Genomic DNA, 14907 nt, shown 5'->3' on the forward strand with positions numbered 1-14907 from the left:
AGCCGCTGTTCCCCGTGGGGGACGGCGGCTGGCGCGTATCAAGGAGACATGGACGTGAGCACTCCCGCAGGCGCCCCCTGGCTGATCGTGGGGCTCGGTAATCCCGGGCCGGAGTACGCCATGAACCGGCACAACGTCGGTTTCATGGTGGTGGACCTGCTCGCCGGGCGGATCGGGGGGAAGTTCAAGCGGGCGGGCAAGGCGCAGGCGCAGGTGCTGGAGGGGCGGATCGGTCCGGTGGGGCCGGCGAGCCGCCGGGTGATCCTGGCGAAGCCGATGTCGTTCATGAACCTGTCGGGTGGGCCGGTGAACGCGTTGCGGGACTTCTACAAGGTGCCGCCGGCGAACGTCGTCGCGGTGCACGACGAGCTGGACATCGACTACGGCGTGCTGCGGCTGAAGCTGGGCGGCGGGGACAACGGGCACAACGGTCTGAAGTCGATGACGAAGGCGATGGGCGCGGACTACCACCGGGTGCGGTTCGGGATCGGCCGGCCGCCGGGGCGGATGCAGGTGGCGGACTTCGTGCTGAAGGACTTCTCGTCGTCGGAGCGCAAGGAGCTGGACTACTTCGTGGACCGGGCGGCGGATTCGGTGGAGTGCCTGGTGACGGAGGGTCTGGAGCGGGCGCAGAGCGCCTACAACTCCTGACTTGTCCGGTCTTGGCTCCCCCCGGAGTTGACCGGCAGTAGGGGTATGGCCAATGATCCCCGCCATGCCTGCCTCAGCCACCACCGCCCGCCAGGCCTCCGTGACCGCGCTGCGGTTCGGGCGGGTCGCGTCGACGGGTGTCCTCGCCGCGCTGATCCTGTTCGCGGGGGTGTGGGGTTCCTGGGGGACCGCGCAGCACGTGATGCTGACCAAGGGGCGGGAGCGGGGCACGGTCCGGGTGGCGGACTGCGCGGGGGACGTCTGCTCCGGTCCGTTCACGCCGGCCTCCGCGGGGGCCGGTGCGCACGCGCGCGTGAAGATCGAGCGGTCGGTCGCGGTGCGCGCGGGGCGGACGTACGACGTGGTGCTGAAGCCGGGGTCGGCCGAGGCGGTGCGGTCGGGTCCCGCGGGTGTGCTGTACGCGTGGGTGCCGTTCGGCGGGGCGCTGCTGCTGGCGTCGGTCGTGGTGGCGGGCGGGATGCGGCGGACCCGGCCGGCGTGGGCGCTGGCCGGGGCGGGTGCGGCGCTGCTGACGGCGGCGTTCGTGGCGCTGTGACGGGGTTGGGGCGTTCTTCACATGTGTAGGGGCCCTGTGTGTTGTCCGTTCGTGATTGACCGGGCCCCGGGCCGGGCCGGAAGCTGAACCGCCCCCTCCACATCTTCCCGTCCCTGTCGCGTAGATGGACTGCCCTATGCCCACCCCCACCCGCGTCGGCGTTCTGACCGCCGTCGCCTCGGCGGCGCTGTTCGCCGTCCCCGCCGCCGCCCACGCCGCTCCCGGCGACAACGGCACCGTCAAGATCCACGATGCCCGCACCGGCGAGGAGCTGCGCCGCAACGAGCCGCACGTGTGCACGTTCTACCTGGACGCCTTCGGCTTCGACGGCGTGCAGCGGGTCGACTGGCACATCGAGGCCTGGGCGCCGACGGCGTCCGTGAAGGGCGAGACGGTGAAGTCCGGCGCCCTCACGCTGGACACCGGCGGTCACGGCCGCACGGACGACCTGTCACTGCCGGACGGTCACTACAAGCTGTTCTGGAACTTCGAGGGCGAGAAGGGCGCGGCGAAGCACAAGGTGTTCTGGACGGACTGCGCCGGTTCCGAAGGGGGCGCGGGCGCGCCGTCCGGTTCGGCGTCGCCGTCCGCTTCGGCGCCGGGCTCCTCGACCGCGTCGCCGGGTTCCTCGTCCGCCGCGTCGCCGTCGTCCTCGTCCGGCTCGGTGCCGGGTGCGCCGGCGTCCGGTTCGCCGTCCCCGGCGGTGTCCTCGTCGCCGTCCGCCCAGGGCGGCGGTGACCTGGCGGAGACGGGCAACGGTGCTCCGGTGGGGCTGCTGTCGGCCGGTGCCGCGGTGCTGGTCGGCGCGGGCGGCTTCCTGGTGGCCCGGCGCCGGCGGGCGCTGCGCGGCTGAGGCCGGCGTAGACGGACGGGTGCCCCCGTGGTCGTGCGACCGCGGGGGCACCCGTGTGTGCGGTGGGGCTGTCAGCCGGTGTTGCGCAGGCCCGCCGCCACGCCGTTGACGGTGAGGAGCAGGGCGCGGGAGAGCAGCGGGTCGGCTTCGGCGCCCGCGGCGGCCGCGTCGCGCTGCCGCTTGAGCAGGGTGACCTGGAGGTAGGAGATGGGGTCGAGGTAGGCGTCGCGGATGGCGAGCGTCTGCTTGAGGACGGGGGTGGCGTCGAGGAGTTCGTCCTCGCCGGTGATCTTCAGGACCTCGCGGACGGTGAGTTCGTGTTCGGCCTTGATGGTGTCGAACACGTGCTTGAGCTCGTCGGGGACGAGGGTGTCGACGTAGTGCTGGGCGATCCGCAGGTCGGTCTTGGCGAGGGTCATCTCGACGTTGGAGACGAAGTTGCGGAAGAAGTGCCACTGTTCGTGCATCTCGCCGAGCACGGTGTCCAGACCGGTTTCGCGCAGTGCCTTGAGTCCGGAGCCGACGCCGAACCAGCCGGGCACGATCTGCCGGGACTGAGTCCAGCCGAACACCCACGGGATGGCGCGCAGACCGTCGAGCGAGACGCCGGAGCCGGGGCGGCGGGAGGGCCGCGAGCCCAGGTGCAGCTCGGCGAGCTGGTCGACGGGCGTGGAGGCGAGGAAGTACGTCGGCAGGTCGGGGTCCTCGACGAGCCGGCGGTAGGCGGCGTGGGCGGCGTCGGAGACGACGTCCATGGCGGCGTCCCAGCGGGCGAGGGCCTCGTCGGACTGGCGGGGCGCGGTGTGCAGGGCGGAGGCCTGCAGGGTGGCCGCGACGGTCAGTTCGAGGTTCTCGCGGGCGAGGGAGGGGATGAGGTACTTGTCAGAGATGACCTCGCCCTGTTCGGTGACCTTGATCTCGCCTTCGAGGGTGCCCCAGGGCTGGGCGAGGATGGCGTCGTGGGAGGGGCCGCCGCCGCGGCCGACGGTGCCGCCGCGGCCGTGGAAGAGGCGCAGCCGCACGCCGTAGCGGTGGGCGACGTCGCGCAGCCGGCGCTGGGCGCGGTGGATCTCCCACTGGCTGGTGGTGATGCCGCCGAACTTCGAGGAGTCGGAGTAGCCGAGCATGACCTCCTGGACGTCGCCGCGCAGCGCGACCAGGCGCCGGTAGGACGGGTCGGAGAGCATGTCCTCCAGGATGGTGTCGGCGGCGCGCAGTTCGTCGGTGGTCTCCAGCAGCGGCACGATGCCGATCTTCGCCCAGCCGGCGTGCAGGTCGACGAGGCCGGCCTCGCGGGCGAGGACGGCGGCGGCGAAGACGTCGTCGGCGCCCTGGCACATGGAGATGATGTAGGACTCGATGACCTCGGGTCCGAAGACCTCCAGGGCCTTCTTCACGGTCTCGAAGACGCCGAGGGTCTTCTGCCCGGCGGCGTCGACGGGGGCCGGGGTGGGGGCGAGCGGCCTGCGGGAGCGCAGTTCCTTGGCGAGGAGCCTGGCCCGGTAGTCGCGGGGCATGTCGGCGTACCGCCAGGACTCCTCGCCGAGTCGGTCGAAGAGCTGGCCGAGGGCGTGGTGGTGGGCGTCGGCGTGTTCGCGGACGTCCATGGTGGCGAGCTGGAGGCCGAAGGCGGCGAGGGTGCGGATGGTGCGGGCGAGGCGGCCGTCGGCGAAGAGGGCGCCGCGGTGCTCGCGCAGGGAGGTCTGGATGATGCGCAGGTCGGCGAGGAGTTCGCCGGTGCCGAGGTAGTCGCGGCCGTCCTGGTGGGGGGTGCCCTTGGCGAGGCGCTCCTTGGTGTTCTCCAGCTTCTGCCGGATGCAGGTGGCCTTCAGCCGGTAGGGCTCCTCGGCGTTGAGGCGCTTGTAGCGGGGGCTGATCTCGGGCAGCTGTTCGAGGTCGCGGTGCAGGGAGTCCAGCAGTTCCTCGGTGGCTCCGGCGTAGCGGATGGAGTTGGAGAGCAGGCCGCGCAGTTCGTCGATCATCTCCAGGGCGTCGTTGATGCCGTGCTCGTGCTGGAGGATGAGGACGTCCCAGGTGACCTGGGGGGTGACGTTGGGGTTGCCGTCGCGGTCGCCGCCGATCCAGGTGCCGAAGGTGAGCGGGCGGGTGGCGTCGGGCAGTCTGACGCCGACGCGCTCCAGTTCGGCGGTGAGGTCCTCGAGGACGTCGCCGACGGCGTCGGCGTGCAGTTCGTCGAGGTAGTAGATGGCGTTGCGGGCCTCGTCTGCGGGTTCGGGGCGGACGACGCGCAGTTCGTCGGTCTGCCACACGAGGTCGATGTTCTCGGCGAGGCGGATGTCGTGGCGGCGGCGGTCGGAGTCGAGGACGGGGGCGTCCAGGAGCGCGGCGACGCGCCGGAGCTTGTTCAGGACCGACCGGCGTGCGGCCTCGGTGGGGTGCGCGGTGAACACGGGGCGGACGTTGAGGTGCTCGACGGTCTGCCGCAGGTGCTCGGGGTCGGCGTCCTTGAGGCGGTCCGCGGTGCGGGCGAGGAGGCCGCCCTCGGCGGCGCGGCGGGCGCGCAGCTCGCGGCCGCGGTGCACCTGCTCGGTGACGTTGGCGAGGTGGAAGTAGGTGGAGAAGGCGCGGACCAGCTTGGCGGCGGTCTCCAGTTCGGTGCCGCGCAGCAGCTCGGCGGCGGCTTCGCCGTCCTCCCGGGTGAGGCGGCGGACCTTTTCCACCAGGTCGAGGAGTTCGGGGCCTTCCTGGCGTACGAGGGTCTCGCCCAGGAGGTCACCCAGCCGGCGGATGTCGGCTCGCAGCTCGCTGCCGGTCGTGGTGGTCTGGTCGTCGGCACTGCTCACAGGTGCGGCTCCTTGCAGTGTTGAAGCTCGTCTGGAGGGAACCCGGACGTCCGTCCACCGCGCGGCGGGTGCCGCATACGGGCCGAGGCGTCCGGGAAGGAATCAGAGCGGACCGCGCTGTCCGACCGACTACAAGGATAGGTGTCCACTCGGACGCGCAGGCTCGCGGGCTCTTGCCGCCGGACGGCACGCTGACATACTTACGACGCCGTAGGTTACGGAACCGTAGGGAACGGTCGCTCCATCTCCCGCCGGTTCCGGCGGCCCGGCATCTGCCTCGACCCTAGACCCCACAGGGGACGCGCATGACCTCTAGTTCCGATGTGATCGACGAAGCCCGTAAGGCCAACGACACCTCCATCTCCTCCGCCACGCTGGGCGGCGAGCAGAAGCGTTCGATCGAGCAGATCACGCTGCTCCTGTTCATCACGGTGCCGTTCCTGGCACTGGTGGCGGCCGTGCCGCTGGCCTGGGGCTGGGGGGTGAGCTGGCTCGACCTGGGCCTGCTGGTGTTCTTCTACTTCCTGGGATGCCACGGCATCACGATCGGTTTCCACCGGTACTTCACCCATGGCTCGTTCAAGGCGAAGCGGCCCCTGCGGATCGCGCTGGCGATCATGGGTTCGCTGGCGGTCGAGGGGCCGCTGGTGCGCTGGGTGGCCGACCACCGCAGGCACCACAAGTTCTCCGACGCGGAGGGCGACCCGCACTCGCCGTGGCGGTTCGGGGAGACGGTCCCGGCTCTGATCAAGGGCCTGTGGTGGGCGCACATCGCCTGGATGTTCGACGAGGAGCAGACCCCGCAGGAGAAGTACGCCCCGGACCTGATCAAGGACCCGGCGCTGCGGGCGATCTCCCGCCAGTTCGTGCTGTGGACGGCCGTGTCCCTGGCGCTTCCGCCGCTGATCGGCGGGCTGGTGACGATGTCCTGGTGGGGCGCGTTCACCGCGTTCTTCTGGGGTTCACTCGTCCGGGTGGCCCTGCTGCACCACGTGACGTGGTCGATCAACTCGATCTGCCACGCGGTGGGCAAGCGGCCGTTCAAGTCGCGGGACCGCTCCGGCAACGTGTGGTGGCTGGCGGTCCTGTCGTGCGGGGAGTCCTGGCACAACCTGCACCACGCCGACCCGACCTCGGCCCGGCACGGGGTGATGCGCGGGCAGGTGGACTCCTCCGCGCGGTTCATCCGCTGGTTCGAGCTGCTCGGCTGGGCGTACGACGTGCGCTGGCCGTCACGCTCGCGTATCGATTCACGGCGCGACACCGGTGAAGGCGGCTCCCGGCGCCGGAAGGAAACCGTCGAGGCGGCATGATTGACGCCGTGGCGACCGACTCCAGCAGCACTCCGGGCAACGACAAGCAGCGGCGGACCCGCCGGACCCGTATGACCGGCGCCGAGCGTCGCCAGCAGCTGCTGGAGATCGGTCGCACCCTGTTCGCGGCGAAGGGCTTCGAGGGCACGTCGGTGGAGGAGATCGCGGCGAAGGCCGGGGTGTCCAAGCCGGTGGTGTACGAGCACTTCGGCGGCAAGGAGGGGCTGTACGCGGTGGTGGTCGACCGCGAGATGCGGCGGCTGCTGGACATGGTGACCGGCTCGCTGACCGCCGGGCATCCGCGTGAGCTGTGCGAGCAGGCGGCGTTCGCGCTGCTGGACTACATCGAGGAGTACACGGACGGGTTCCGCATCCTGGTCCGCGACTCCCCCATCCCGCAGTCGACGGGCACCTTCGCGTCCCTGATCTCCGACATCGCCACGCAGGTGGAGGACATCCTGGGCCGCGAGTTCAAGTCCCGCGGCTTCGACCCGAAGCTGGCCCCGCTCTACGCCCAGGCGCTGGTCGGCATGGTCGCGCTGACCGGCCAGTGGTGGCTGGACGTGCGCCGGCCGAAGAAGGCGGAGGTCGCGGCGCACCTGGTGAACCTGGCCTGGCACGGCCTGGACGGCCTGGAGCAGCGGCCGCGGCTGATAGGGCACCGGAAGGCCTAGCGGGGGTCCCGCGGGACGGCCTGGCCGGGTTCCAGGAACTCGAGCCGGTTGCCCGCCGGGTCCTCGGAGAAGAAGCGCCGGTGGCCCGGCAGGTCGTCGTCCCAGGTGACCGGCGCTCCGTGGGCGGCGAGCCGGGCCGCATAGGCCTCGATGTCCGTGACCCGCAGCCCCGGGTGGGCCTGCCGGGCGGGCCGGAAGTCCGTCTCGGCGCCCAGGTGGAGGTGGACCGGGCCGGCCCGGAACCAGCAGCCGCCGCGCGCGGCCAGCACCGGCGGCTTGGGGATCTCGGTCATGCCGAGGACGTCCACGTAGTAGGCCCGCGCGGTGTCCTCGGAGCCGGGCGGGATGGCGAGCTGGACGTGGTCGAGCGCGGCGAGCACGGCTCACTCCCCCTTCTTCACGGCGACCGCGAACAGCCGGCGGAACGGCAGGACCGTGCCGTACGGCGCGCTCGGGTAGGCCGCGCGGAGCAGGTCGCGGTACTCGGCGACGAAGGCGTCGCGGGCCTCGGGATCGTCGGCGAGGGCGGTCAGGGCGGGGCGCAGGCCGGTGCCCTTGACCCAGTCGAGGACGGGGTCCTCGCCGGTCAGCACGTGCAGGTACGTCGTCTGCCACACGTCGGTGGCGCAGCCGAGGCGGGCGAGGCGGTCCAGGTAGGCGGCGGGGGTGTGCACGGAGTCCTCGTGGCGCAGCACGTCGCCGAGGAGGGGCTTCCAGCGGGGGGCGGCGGCGAGTTCGCGCATCAGGGCGTGCAGCGGGGCGTCGATGTTGTCGGGGACCTGGAAGGCGAGGGCGCCGCCCGGCGCGAGGCCCGCGATCCAGTCGGCGAAGCGGTCGGCGTGGCCGGGCACCCACTGCAGGGTGGCGTTGGAGACGATCAGGTCGTACGGCTCGCCGGGCGTCCAGGTGCGGGCGTCGGCGTGGGCGAAGTCGAGCCGGCCGCCGCCCGCGGTGGGGCCCTCGTGGTCGACGTGCGCCTTGTCGAGCATCTCGGGCGAGTTGTCATAGCCGGTGATGCGGGCGGTGGGCCAGCGTCCGGCGAGCAGGGTGGTGACGTTGCCGGGGCCGCAGCCGAGGTCGGCGATCCGGGGCCGGCGGGAGGGGAGCTCCGGGACGCGGGCGAGGAGGTCGGTGAAGGGGCGGGCGCGGTGGCCGGCGTGACGGAGGTACTGGGCTGGGTCCCAGGCGGGTGTCGTCATGTCGTTCACTCTCCCGGGAATATTGTCTTGATGTCAAGAGACTCGACATCAAGAGACTTCATGTCGACACAACCACTACACTGATCTCCATGGAGGACGAGGTCGATCGGCTGGTCGCAGCGTGGCGCCGGGAGCGCCCGGACCTCGACGTGGAGCCGCTCGAGGTGCTCAGCCGGGTGAGCAGGCTGGCCCGGCACCTGGACCGCGCACGCCGGCTCGCCTTTGCCGAACACCAGCTCGAACCGTGGGAGTTCGACGTGCTGACCGCACTGCGGCGCGCGGGAACCCCGTACCAGCTCTCGCCGGGGCAACTGCTGACGCAGACCCTGGTCACCTCGGGCACGATGACCAACCGCATCGACCGGCTCGCCAAGAAGGGCCTGGTGGAGCGGCTGCCCGATCCGAGCGACCGGCGGGGCGTGCTGGTCCGGCTGACCGACACCGGACGGGACCGCGCGGACCAGGCGCTGGCGGGCCTGCTGGAGCAGGAGCGGGCGATCCTCGCCGAACTCTCCCGCGCCCAGCGAGCCGAACTCGCCGGCCTGCTACGCCAGTTGACCGCCCCGTTCGACAACATCCCCGGCTGAGGCCTGCCGGGCGGACCGGGGCGGAGACACGGGGTCCGGCACGCACGCCCGAATCGGTCAGGCGCTGCTGCTCTCCTCCACCCCGATCCGCCCGGCAGGGCCCAGGTCGGCCGGCCCCACGCCCGCCCTGCGGGCGAGGGCGACGGCGGCGAGGGTGGAGTGGACGCCCAGCTTGCCGAGGACGTTCTGCATGTGGGTGCGCACGGTGTGCGGGGAGAGGAACAGCCGCTCGGCCACGGCCTTGCGGCCGAGCCCCGCGACCATGCACCGCAGCACTTCCCGCTCCCTCGGGGTCAGCGACTCCACCAGCCGCTCGCTCTCGGTGCGGTGCTTGCGGGCGGCCGTCAGCTCCTTGAGGACGCCGGTGAGCAGGGCGGGCGGCAGATGCGTCTCGTCGCGCAGCACCCCCCGGATCACGGTCAGCAGCCGGGACAGCGAGCAGTCCTTGGCGACCCAGCCGGAGGCGCCGGCCTGCAGGGCGAGGGCGGCGCGGCGGGGGTCGTCCCTCTCGGCGAGGACCACCGTCCGCACCCCGGGCTGCGCCGAGCGGACGCCCGCGACCAGCGAGATCCCGTCGACCAGCCCCTCCTCGTCGCCGTCGTGCACGGGCACGGCCGGGCGGACGCCGGGCAGGGCGCCGCCCAGGTCGGCGTCCACGAGGAGGACGTCGTAACGGCGGCCCTCGGCGGCGGCGCGGTCCAGACAGCGCAGCGCGGCCGGGCCGCTGCCCGCGGCGAAGACGTCGACGTCCGGCTCGGCGGCCAGCGCGGCCGCGAGCGACTCGGCGAAGATACGGTGGTCGTCGACGACCAGCACTCGGATGCGAACCACGAAACCCCCTTCCCCAGGCTCCTCATGGAGCAGGGGACGACCAAGGTCCGGAGAACGACGACCCGCGCGGATCCGGCACCCGTGGTGAGAAACGCCGGCCGCACGGCCAGCGCCGTTGCGGACACTGCTACCCCCACCACGGGTGTCGTACCCGTCTGTCTCGCCCCCTGATCAGCACCGGCCCCCACCGGCGCTGCTCCACAGAGTACGGATGCGGGCACGCGGCGGAAGTCGATTTGCAGAACTGGCCGTCCGGCACGTTTATGGTGTGCCGCATGTTTCGTATTGAGGCGGAAGTAGACAAAGGCCGACGTGATCTGCTCCGTTCCCGGCTGCGGGACACCAACACCGCGGCGTCCCCGGTGCTGGCGGCCCTGCGCGGCACGCCCGGCGAGCGCGACGTCCCGCTGCACGTGTGGGCGCTGGACGAGTCGGGGGAACTGGCCGCCGGCCTGGTCGGCCACACCTGGGCGACCTGGCTGCACGTCACCTACCTGTGGGTCGACGCCCGCCACCGCGGCGCGGGCCTCGGCTCCCGCCTGCTGGCCCGCGCCGAGCACCTCGCCCGCACGGACCGCGCCTGCGCCAACGCCCGCCTGGAGACCTGGGACTTCCAGGCCCCGGACTTCTACAAGAAGCGGGGCTACGACGTGGTGTGCGTGATCCCCGACTACCCGCCGGGCCTCACGGAGTACACCCTGACGAAGCGGCTCGGCTGACGCCGGGTCACCGCGCGGGCGGCGGAGGCGGATGCGCCGGCCGGGGCGGAACCCGCGGCCGGGGCGGCCCCGACGGCGGAGGCGGCTGCGGCTCCATCGACCGCCGGGGCCGGGGCGCGGGCGGCCGGTGCACGAGGGGCGGCGGCGGACCCGGCGGAGCGGGCGGCGGCTCGTCGTCCGCCGCCACCGGCCCACCCGCCCGCAACCGCTCGACGGTCCGCTCGGCCCGGCGCCGGGCCCGGGGATCGTCGTCGCGGCGGAAGAACAGACGCACGGTGACGGGAGCCGGAAGGCCGAAAACACCGCCGGGACCACGGCTGCGCTCGACGCGGACCAGCTCGTACCCCGACGCGTACGCGATCCGCTCGGCCCCCTCCCGCACGGACGCCCCACCCCTGATCTCGACCCACCCCCGCCCGTCGAAACGGGACCGGATCTCGTCCTCGTCCATCAGTGATTCCCGTACTGCGGCAACTGGGCGGGAAAGCGGCGGGGAGCAACGCACTCGTCCACGCCGTAGGCGCGCACGGTGAGCTGGTAGGCGAAGTCGGTCAGGACGACCCTCGCGTTGGACCGGAAGGCGACTCGTGTTCCGCCGGTCGGTGACTCCTCGCCCACGGACGCTCCTCCATGTCGGTCGGGTACCGCGTGCAGCCTACTGACCCTCAAGTGCCTGGTGCTCTCTAGCCGTTGCCTGGCCTCATCCCCGCGTCACGGCCTCCCCCACCGCTCGGTGTACCGCTCGGGCCAGGCGGGCGCCCCATAGGGAGCGGGGGCCGGCGAAGGGGTGGGGGGGTGCGCCGGGGGCGGGGGTGCGGGAGGCCACGCAGACGGCGTCCGTGGGGGTGCCGGAGCAGTCGTGGCCGGCGTCCAGCAGGGCCTGGACCTTGGCCTCGGTGGCGGTCGCCACCGCGTTGACCAGGGCGGCGTCGGTCAGCGCCACGGGGAGGACGGCGATGATGTTGATGGTGCCCGGCTGCGCGGGCAGCGCGGTGCCCTCCGCCGGGGTCGCGGCCCAGCCGCGCACGCTGATGCCGGCCGTGACGACCGCCTCCGCCCCGCCGTCCTCCGCGCGGCCGTGGCGGGAGACGTCGGCCGCCGTCATCAGCCCGACGCCCGGTCCGGCGGCGCCCTCCCGGGCGGCCAGTCCGGCGAGGTGGCGGTCCGGGTCGGTGCGCCGGTAGCCGTGCGCCACCTGGGCGTTGAGGACCCAGCCGCGCTCGCCGATGCCGCCGCCGAGCACGGCGCTGCTGATCATGCGCCAGCCCGGGCCCGCCCGCCACAGCAGCGCGTGCAGCCGCTCGCCGTCCTCGGAGCGGGTCAGCAGCCGCACGTCGTGCGGTCCGGTGGTCGGGGTGGGCGGGGGCAGGACGGCGGTCACCGGTTCTTCGCTCCTCGGGGTGAGAACCGGCCGATCGTATCGAGGCCGGTCCCGCCGCTCCGCCCGGCCGTCAGGCCAGCCGGCGCGCCCCCGCCGCGGGCACCGCCTCGAAGACCCGCGGGGCCGTGAAGCCGGCCCCGGCGAAGGCCTCCCGCACCGCCTTCGTCACCGTGTCCACGTCCGCCGCCTCCGCCAGGACGATCGCCGAGCCGCCGAAGCCGCCGCCGGTCATCCGGGCGCCCAGCGCGCCCGCGGCCAGCGCCGTGTCGACGACCAGGTCCAGCTCCGGGCAGGAGATGCGGAAGTCGTCGCGCAGGGAGGCGTGGCCCTCGGTGAGGACCGGGCCGATGGCGCGGGTCTCGCCGGAGTGCAGCAGGGCGACGGTCCGCTCGACCCGCTCGTCCTCGGTCACCACGTGCCGGACCAGGCGGACCACCTCCTCGTCGTCGCCGAGACGGGCGAGGGCCGCGTCCAGGCCGGCGTAGGGGATGTCGCGCAGCGCGTCGACGCCGAGCAGGGCGGCGCCCTTCTCGCAGCCGGCCCGGCGCTTGCCGTACTCGCCGCCGCTGTGGGCGTGCTTGACCTGGGTGTCGACCACCAGCAGGCGCAGCCCCTCGGCGGCCAGGTCGAAGGGGATCTGCCGCTGGGACAGGTCGCGGGTGTCGAGAAACAGGGCGTGGCCCTGCTCGCAGCAGGCCGAGGCCGTCTGGTCCATGATCCCGGTGGGCGCGCCGACGTAGACGTTCTCGGCGCGCTGGCACAGGCGGGCCAGCTGCCAACGCTGCAGGCCGAGGCCGTACAGGTCGTTCAGGGCCAGGGCGACGACGACCTCCAGGGCGGCGGAGGAGGACAGTCCGGCGCCGGTCGGGACCGTGGAGGCGAGGTGGATGTCGGCGCCCGTGACGTCGTGGCCGGCCTCGCGCAGGGCCCAGACGACGCCCGCCGGGTACGCCGTCCACTCCTTGTCGCTCTGCGGTGCGAGCGCGTCCAGCGTCAGCTGGACGGCCTCGCCGCCGATGTCCTGCGAGTGCAGGCGCAGCACGCCGTCGGTGCGGCGGGAGACCGCGGCCGTGGCCTGGTGCGGCAGGGCGAAGGGCATGACGAAGCCGTCGTTGTAGTCGGTGTGCTCGCCGATGAGGTTGACCCGGCCGGGCGCCGCCCACACCCCTTCCGGGGCGGCGCCGTACAGCTCGGTGAAACGCCCGGTGACCTGTTCTGCCCCCACTACCGCTCCTCGGAGATGTGCTGTGCGAACTCCCACGCGTCCGCGACGATCCCCGCGAGGTCCGCGCGGGACGGGTTCCAGCCCAGCTTCTCGCGGGCCGTGTCCGCCGAGGCCACCAGGACCGCCGGGTCGCCGCCGCGGCGCGGCGCGACGACCTCGGGGATCGGGTGCCCGGTGACCTTGCGGACGGTCTCGACGACCTCGCGGACGGAGAAGCCGCTGCCGTTGCCGAGGTTGCAGATCAGGTGCTCGCCCGGCCGGGCGGCGTCGAGGGCCAGCAGGTGGGCCTCGGCGAGGTCGGCGACGTGGATGTAGTCGCGGACGCAGGTGCCGTCCGGGGTCGGGTAGTCGTCGCCGTAGACGGAGATCGCGTCGCGGCGGCCCTGGGCGACCTGGAGGACCAGCGGGATCAGGTGCGACTCGGGGTCGTGGCGTTCGCCGCAGGCGCCGTAGGCGCCGGCCACGTTGAAGTAGCGCAGGGACACCGCGGCCAGGCCGTGGGCGTTCGCCTCGCTGGTGATCATGTGGTCGACGGCCAGCTTGGTGGCCCCGTAGGGGTTGGTCGGCCGCGTCGGGGCGGTCTCCACGATCGGGACCTGCTCCGGCTCGCCGTAGGTGGCCGCCGTGGAGGAGAAGACCAGCTTGCGCACGCCCGCCTCGCGCATGGCGCCGAACAGGGCCAGGCTGCCGGCGACGTTGTTCTCCCAGTACTTCTCCGGCTTCACCACCGACTCGCCGACCTGCGAGGAGGCGGCGAAGTGCAGGACGCCGTCGTAGGACGGGTCGAGCCACTTCGCGGCGTCCCGGATGTCGCCCTCGACGAACGCGGCGCCGGCGGGCACGCCCGCGCGGAAGCCGGTGGAGAGGTTGTCGAGGACGGTGACCTCGTGGCCGGCCTCCAGCAGGTGCTGGGCCACGACGCTGCCGACGTACCCCGCCCCACCCGTCACCAGGTACTTCATGAACTCGCTACCTCTCGCAGTCGCTCGGCCGCGGCTTCCGGCGGCACGTCGTTGATGAACACGTTCATGCCGGACTCGGAACCCGCGAGGAACTTCAGCTTGCCGGAAGTGCGGCGGATGGTGAAAAGCTCGAGGTGCAGCGCGAAGTCGTCCCGCGTCACGCCGTCGAACTCCTCCAGCGCGCCGAACGGGGCCTGGTGCCAGGCCGCGATGTACGGCGTCGGAGGCTCACCCTCGCCGAAGATACGGTCGAAGCGCCGCAAGAGTTCCAGATAGACCTGAGGGAACTCTGTGCGCGCCGCCTCGTCCAGGGCGAGCAGGTCGGGCACGCGCCGCTTGGGGTACAGGTGGACCTCGTACGGCCAGTGCGCCGCGTAGGGCACGAAGGCCGCCCAGTGTTCACCCTCAAGGACGACCCGCTCGCCGGCGAGTTCCCGGGCCAGGACGTCGTCGAACAGGTTCTGTCCGCCGCTGGCCTCCTTGTGGGCGGCGAGCGAGCGGAGCATCAGCGCGGTGCGCGGCGTGGTGAAGGGGTAGGCGTAGATCTGTCCGTGCGGGTGCTGCAGGGTCACGCCGATCTCGGCACCCCGGTTCTCGAAACAGAACACCTGCTCGACGGAGGGCAGATGCGACAGCTCGGAGGTGCGGTCCGTCCAGGCGTCCAGCACCAGCCGCGCCTGGTCCTCGGTGAGGCCGGCGAAGGAGGCGTCGTGGTCGGAGGTGAAGCAGACCACCTCGCAGCGGCCGGAGTCGCCGGCGAGCGAGGGGAAGCGGTTCTCGAAGACGACCACGTCGTACGAGGAGTCGGGGATCTCGCTGAGCCGCTCGCCCCGGGTCGGGCACAGGGGGCACTGGTCGGCCGGCGGGTGGTAGGTGCGGCCCTGGCGGTGCGAGGCGACGGCGACCGCGTCGCCGAGCAGCGGGTCACGGCGGATCTCGGAGGTGGTGACCGTGGCGTCCAGCGGGCGGCGGTCGGCGGCGTCCCGCACGGTGTCGTCCCGGAGGTCGTAGTAGATCAGCTCACGACCGTCGGCCAGCCGGGTCGAGGTCTTCTTCACGTCGGACTCCTAGTTCCGCGCCCACTTGAGGCGTGTCCGCACTCCATCACTCAACACAATCAAACATAACAGATCACAACTCGACAGCACCTCG

General features: G+C 72.6%; 17 protein-coding genes. 7 read left to right on the top strand and 10 right to left on the bottom strand.

Annotated features, from left to right (window positions below; genetic code table 11):
• The first annotated feature begins 48 nt into the window (after positions 1 to 48).
• The 3 genes from pth (at position 49) to ACZ7JA_RS20895 (ending at position 2060) form a co-directional block, all read left to right on the top strand.
• Positions 49 to 651, top strand: coding sequence for an aminoacyl-tRNA hydrolase (pth, locus tag ACZ7JA_RS20885; protein WP_351664808.1), 603 nt, complete (start codon positions 49 to 51; stop codon positions 649 to 651).
• Between the two features lie 52 nt (positions 652 to 703).
• Entirely contained in the window at positions 704 to 1207 is a 504-nt protein-coding gene (locus ACZ7JA_RS20890; protein WP_470809657.1) for a hypothetical protein, read from the top strand.
• Positions 1208 to 1343: 136 nt separating this feature from the next.
• Complete coding sequence (locus ACZ7JA_RS20895; protein WP_351664812.1) at positions 1344 to 2060, top strand: LPXTG cell wall anchor domain-containing protein; 717 nt, start codon at positions 1344 to 1346, stop codon at positions 2058 to 2060.
• Between the two features lie 71 nt (positions 2061 to 2131).
• Here ACZ7JA_RS20895 and ppc read toward each other — a convergent pair whose 3' ends face one another.
• A complete protein-coding gene (gene ppc, locus ACZ7JA_RS20900) occupies positions 2132 to 4864 on the bottom strand; it encodes a phosphoenolpyruvate carboxylase (RefSeq protein WP_351664814.1) in 2733 nt (910 codons plus the stop codon).
• Positions 4865 to 5169: 305 nt separating this feature from the next.
• On the opposite strand from ppc, the gene ACZ7JA_RS20905 reads away from it, so the two are divergent.
• Positions 5170 to 6177 carry an acyl-CoA desaturase gene (locus ACZ7JA_RS20905; RefSeq protein ID WP_389449879.1) on the top strand — a complete coding sequence of 336 codons (1008 nt, stop codon included), beginning with the start codon at positions 5170 to 5172 and terminating at the stop codon, positions 6175 to 6177.
• Positions 6174 to 6851: a TetR/AcrR family transcriptional regulator gene (locus ACZ7JA_RS20910; protein WP_351664818.1), complete on the top strand. Its 678-nt coding sequence runs from the start codon at positions 6174 to 6176 to the stop codon at positions 6849 to 6851. The genes ACZ7JA_RS20905 and ACZ7JA_RS20910 overlap by 4 nt, the downstream gene beginning before the upstream one ends.
• On the opposite strand, the gene ACZ7JA_RS20915 is transcribed toward ACZ7JA_RS20910, so the two are convergent.
• A complete protein-coding gene (locus tag ACZ7JA_RS20915) occupies positions 6848 to 7231 on the bottom strand; it encodes a VOC family protein (protein ID WP_470809660.1) in 384 nt (127 codons plus the stop codon). The two genes, ACZ7JA_RS20910 and ACZ7JA_RS20915, sit on opposite strands and share 4 nt — an antisense overlap.
• A gap of 3 nt (positions 7232 to 7234) precedes the next feature.
• The gene (locus tag ACZ7JA_RS20920; RefSeq protein ID WP_351664822.1) at positions 7235 to 8050 is read right to left on the bottom strand and encodes a trans-aconitate 2-methyltransferase; all 816 of its coding nucleotides are present in this window, start codon (positions 8048 to 8050) and stop codon (positions 7235 to 7237) included.
• Positions 8051 to 8139: 89 nt separating this feature from the next.
• Between ACZ7JA_RS20920 and tamR the strand changes: the two genes are divergently transcribed.
• Positions 8140 to 8637 carry a MarR family transcriptional regulator TamR gene (gene tamR, locus ACZ7JA_RS20925; RefSeq protein WP_069780386.1) on the top strand — a complete coding sequence of 166 codons (498 nt, stop codon included), beginning with the start codon at positions 8140 to 8142 and terminating at the stop codon, positions 8635 to 8637.
• A 57-nt stretch (positions 8638 to 8694) separates the two neighbouring features.
• Here the strand turns inward: tamR and ACZ7JA_RS20930 are convergent, their stop codons facing one another.
• Complete coding sequence (locus tag ACZ7JA_RS20930) at positions 8695 to 9468, bottom strand: response regulator transcription factor (RefSeq protein ID WP_351664824.1); 774 nt, start codon at positions 9466 to 9468, stop codon at positions 8695 to 8697.
• A 263-nt stretch (positions 9469 to 9731) separates the two neighbouring features.
• Here ACZ7JA_RS20930 and ACZ7JA_RS20935 point away from each other — a divergent pair, with 263 nt between their 5' ends.
• Positions 9732 to 10187, top strand: a complete 456-nt coding sequence (locus ACZ7JA_RS20935) for a GNAT family N-acetyltransferase (protein ID WP_389303635.1) — start codon at positions 9732 to 9734, stop codon at positions 10185 to 10187.
• 7 nt (positions 10188 to 10194) lie between these two features.
• Here ACZ7JA_RS20935 and ACZ7JA_RS20940 read toward each other — a convergent pair whose 3' ends face one another.
• From ACZ7JA_RS20940 to galT, 6 genes are all read right to left on the bottom strand, one after another.
• Positions 10195 to 10638, bottom strand: coding sequence for a hypothetical protein (locus tag ACZ7JA_RS20940; protein WP_470809663.1), 444 nt, complete (start codon positions 10636 to 10638; stop codon positions 10195 to 10197).
• Positions 10638 to 10805 carry a hypothetical protein gene (locus ACZ7JA_RS20945; protein WP_470809665.1) on the bottom strand — a complete coding sequence of 56 codons (168 nt, stop codon included), beginning with the start codon at positions 10803 to 10805 and terminating at the stop codon, positions 10638 to 10640. The genes ACZ7JA_RS20940 and ACZ7JA_RS20945 overlap by 1 nt, the downstream gene beginning before the upstream one ends.
• Positions 10806 to 10887: 82 nt before the next feature.
• Positions 10888 to 11568 carry an adenosylcobinamide amidohydrolase gene (locus ACZ7JA_RS20950; RefSeq protein WP_470809667.1) on the bottom strand — a complete coding sequence of 227 codons (681 nt, stop codon included), beginning with the start codon at positions 11566 to 11568 and terminating at the stop codon, positions 10888 to 10890.
• A 70-nt stretch (positions 11569 to 11638) separates the two neighbouring features.
• On the bottom strand, positions 11639 to 12793 hold the full coding sequence (gene galK / locus ACZ7JA_RS20955) for a galactokinase (protein ID WP_470809669.1): 1155 nt from the start codon (positions 12791 to 12793) through the stop codon (positions 11639 to 11641).
• Positions 12793 to 13755 carry a UDP-glucose 4-epimerase GalE gene (gene galE / locus ACZ7JA_RS20960; RefSeq protein WP_351664836.1) on the bottom strand — a complete coding sequence of 321 codons (963 nt, stop codon included), beginning with the start codon at positions 13753 to 13755 and terminating at the stop codon, positions 12793 to 12795. The genes galK and galE overlap by 1 nt, the downstream gene beginning before the upstream one ends.
• A complete protein-coding gene (galT, locus tag ACZ7JA_RS20965) occupies positions 13752 to 14813 on the bottom strand; it encodes a galactose-1-phosphate uridylyltransferase (RefSeq protein ID WP_470809671.1) in 1062 nt (353 codons plus the stop codon). Before galT ends, galE begins: the two co-directional genes overlap by 4 nt.
• Positions 14814 to 14907 lie beyond the last annotated feature (94 nt).

The organism is Streptomyces sp. NPDC038135 (assembly GCF_055601245.1).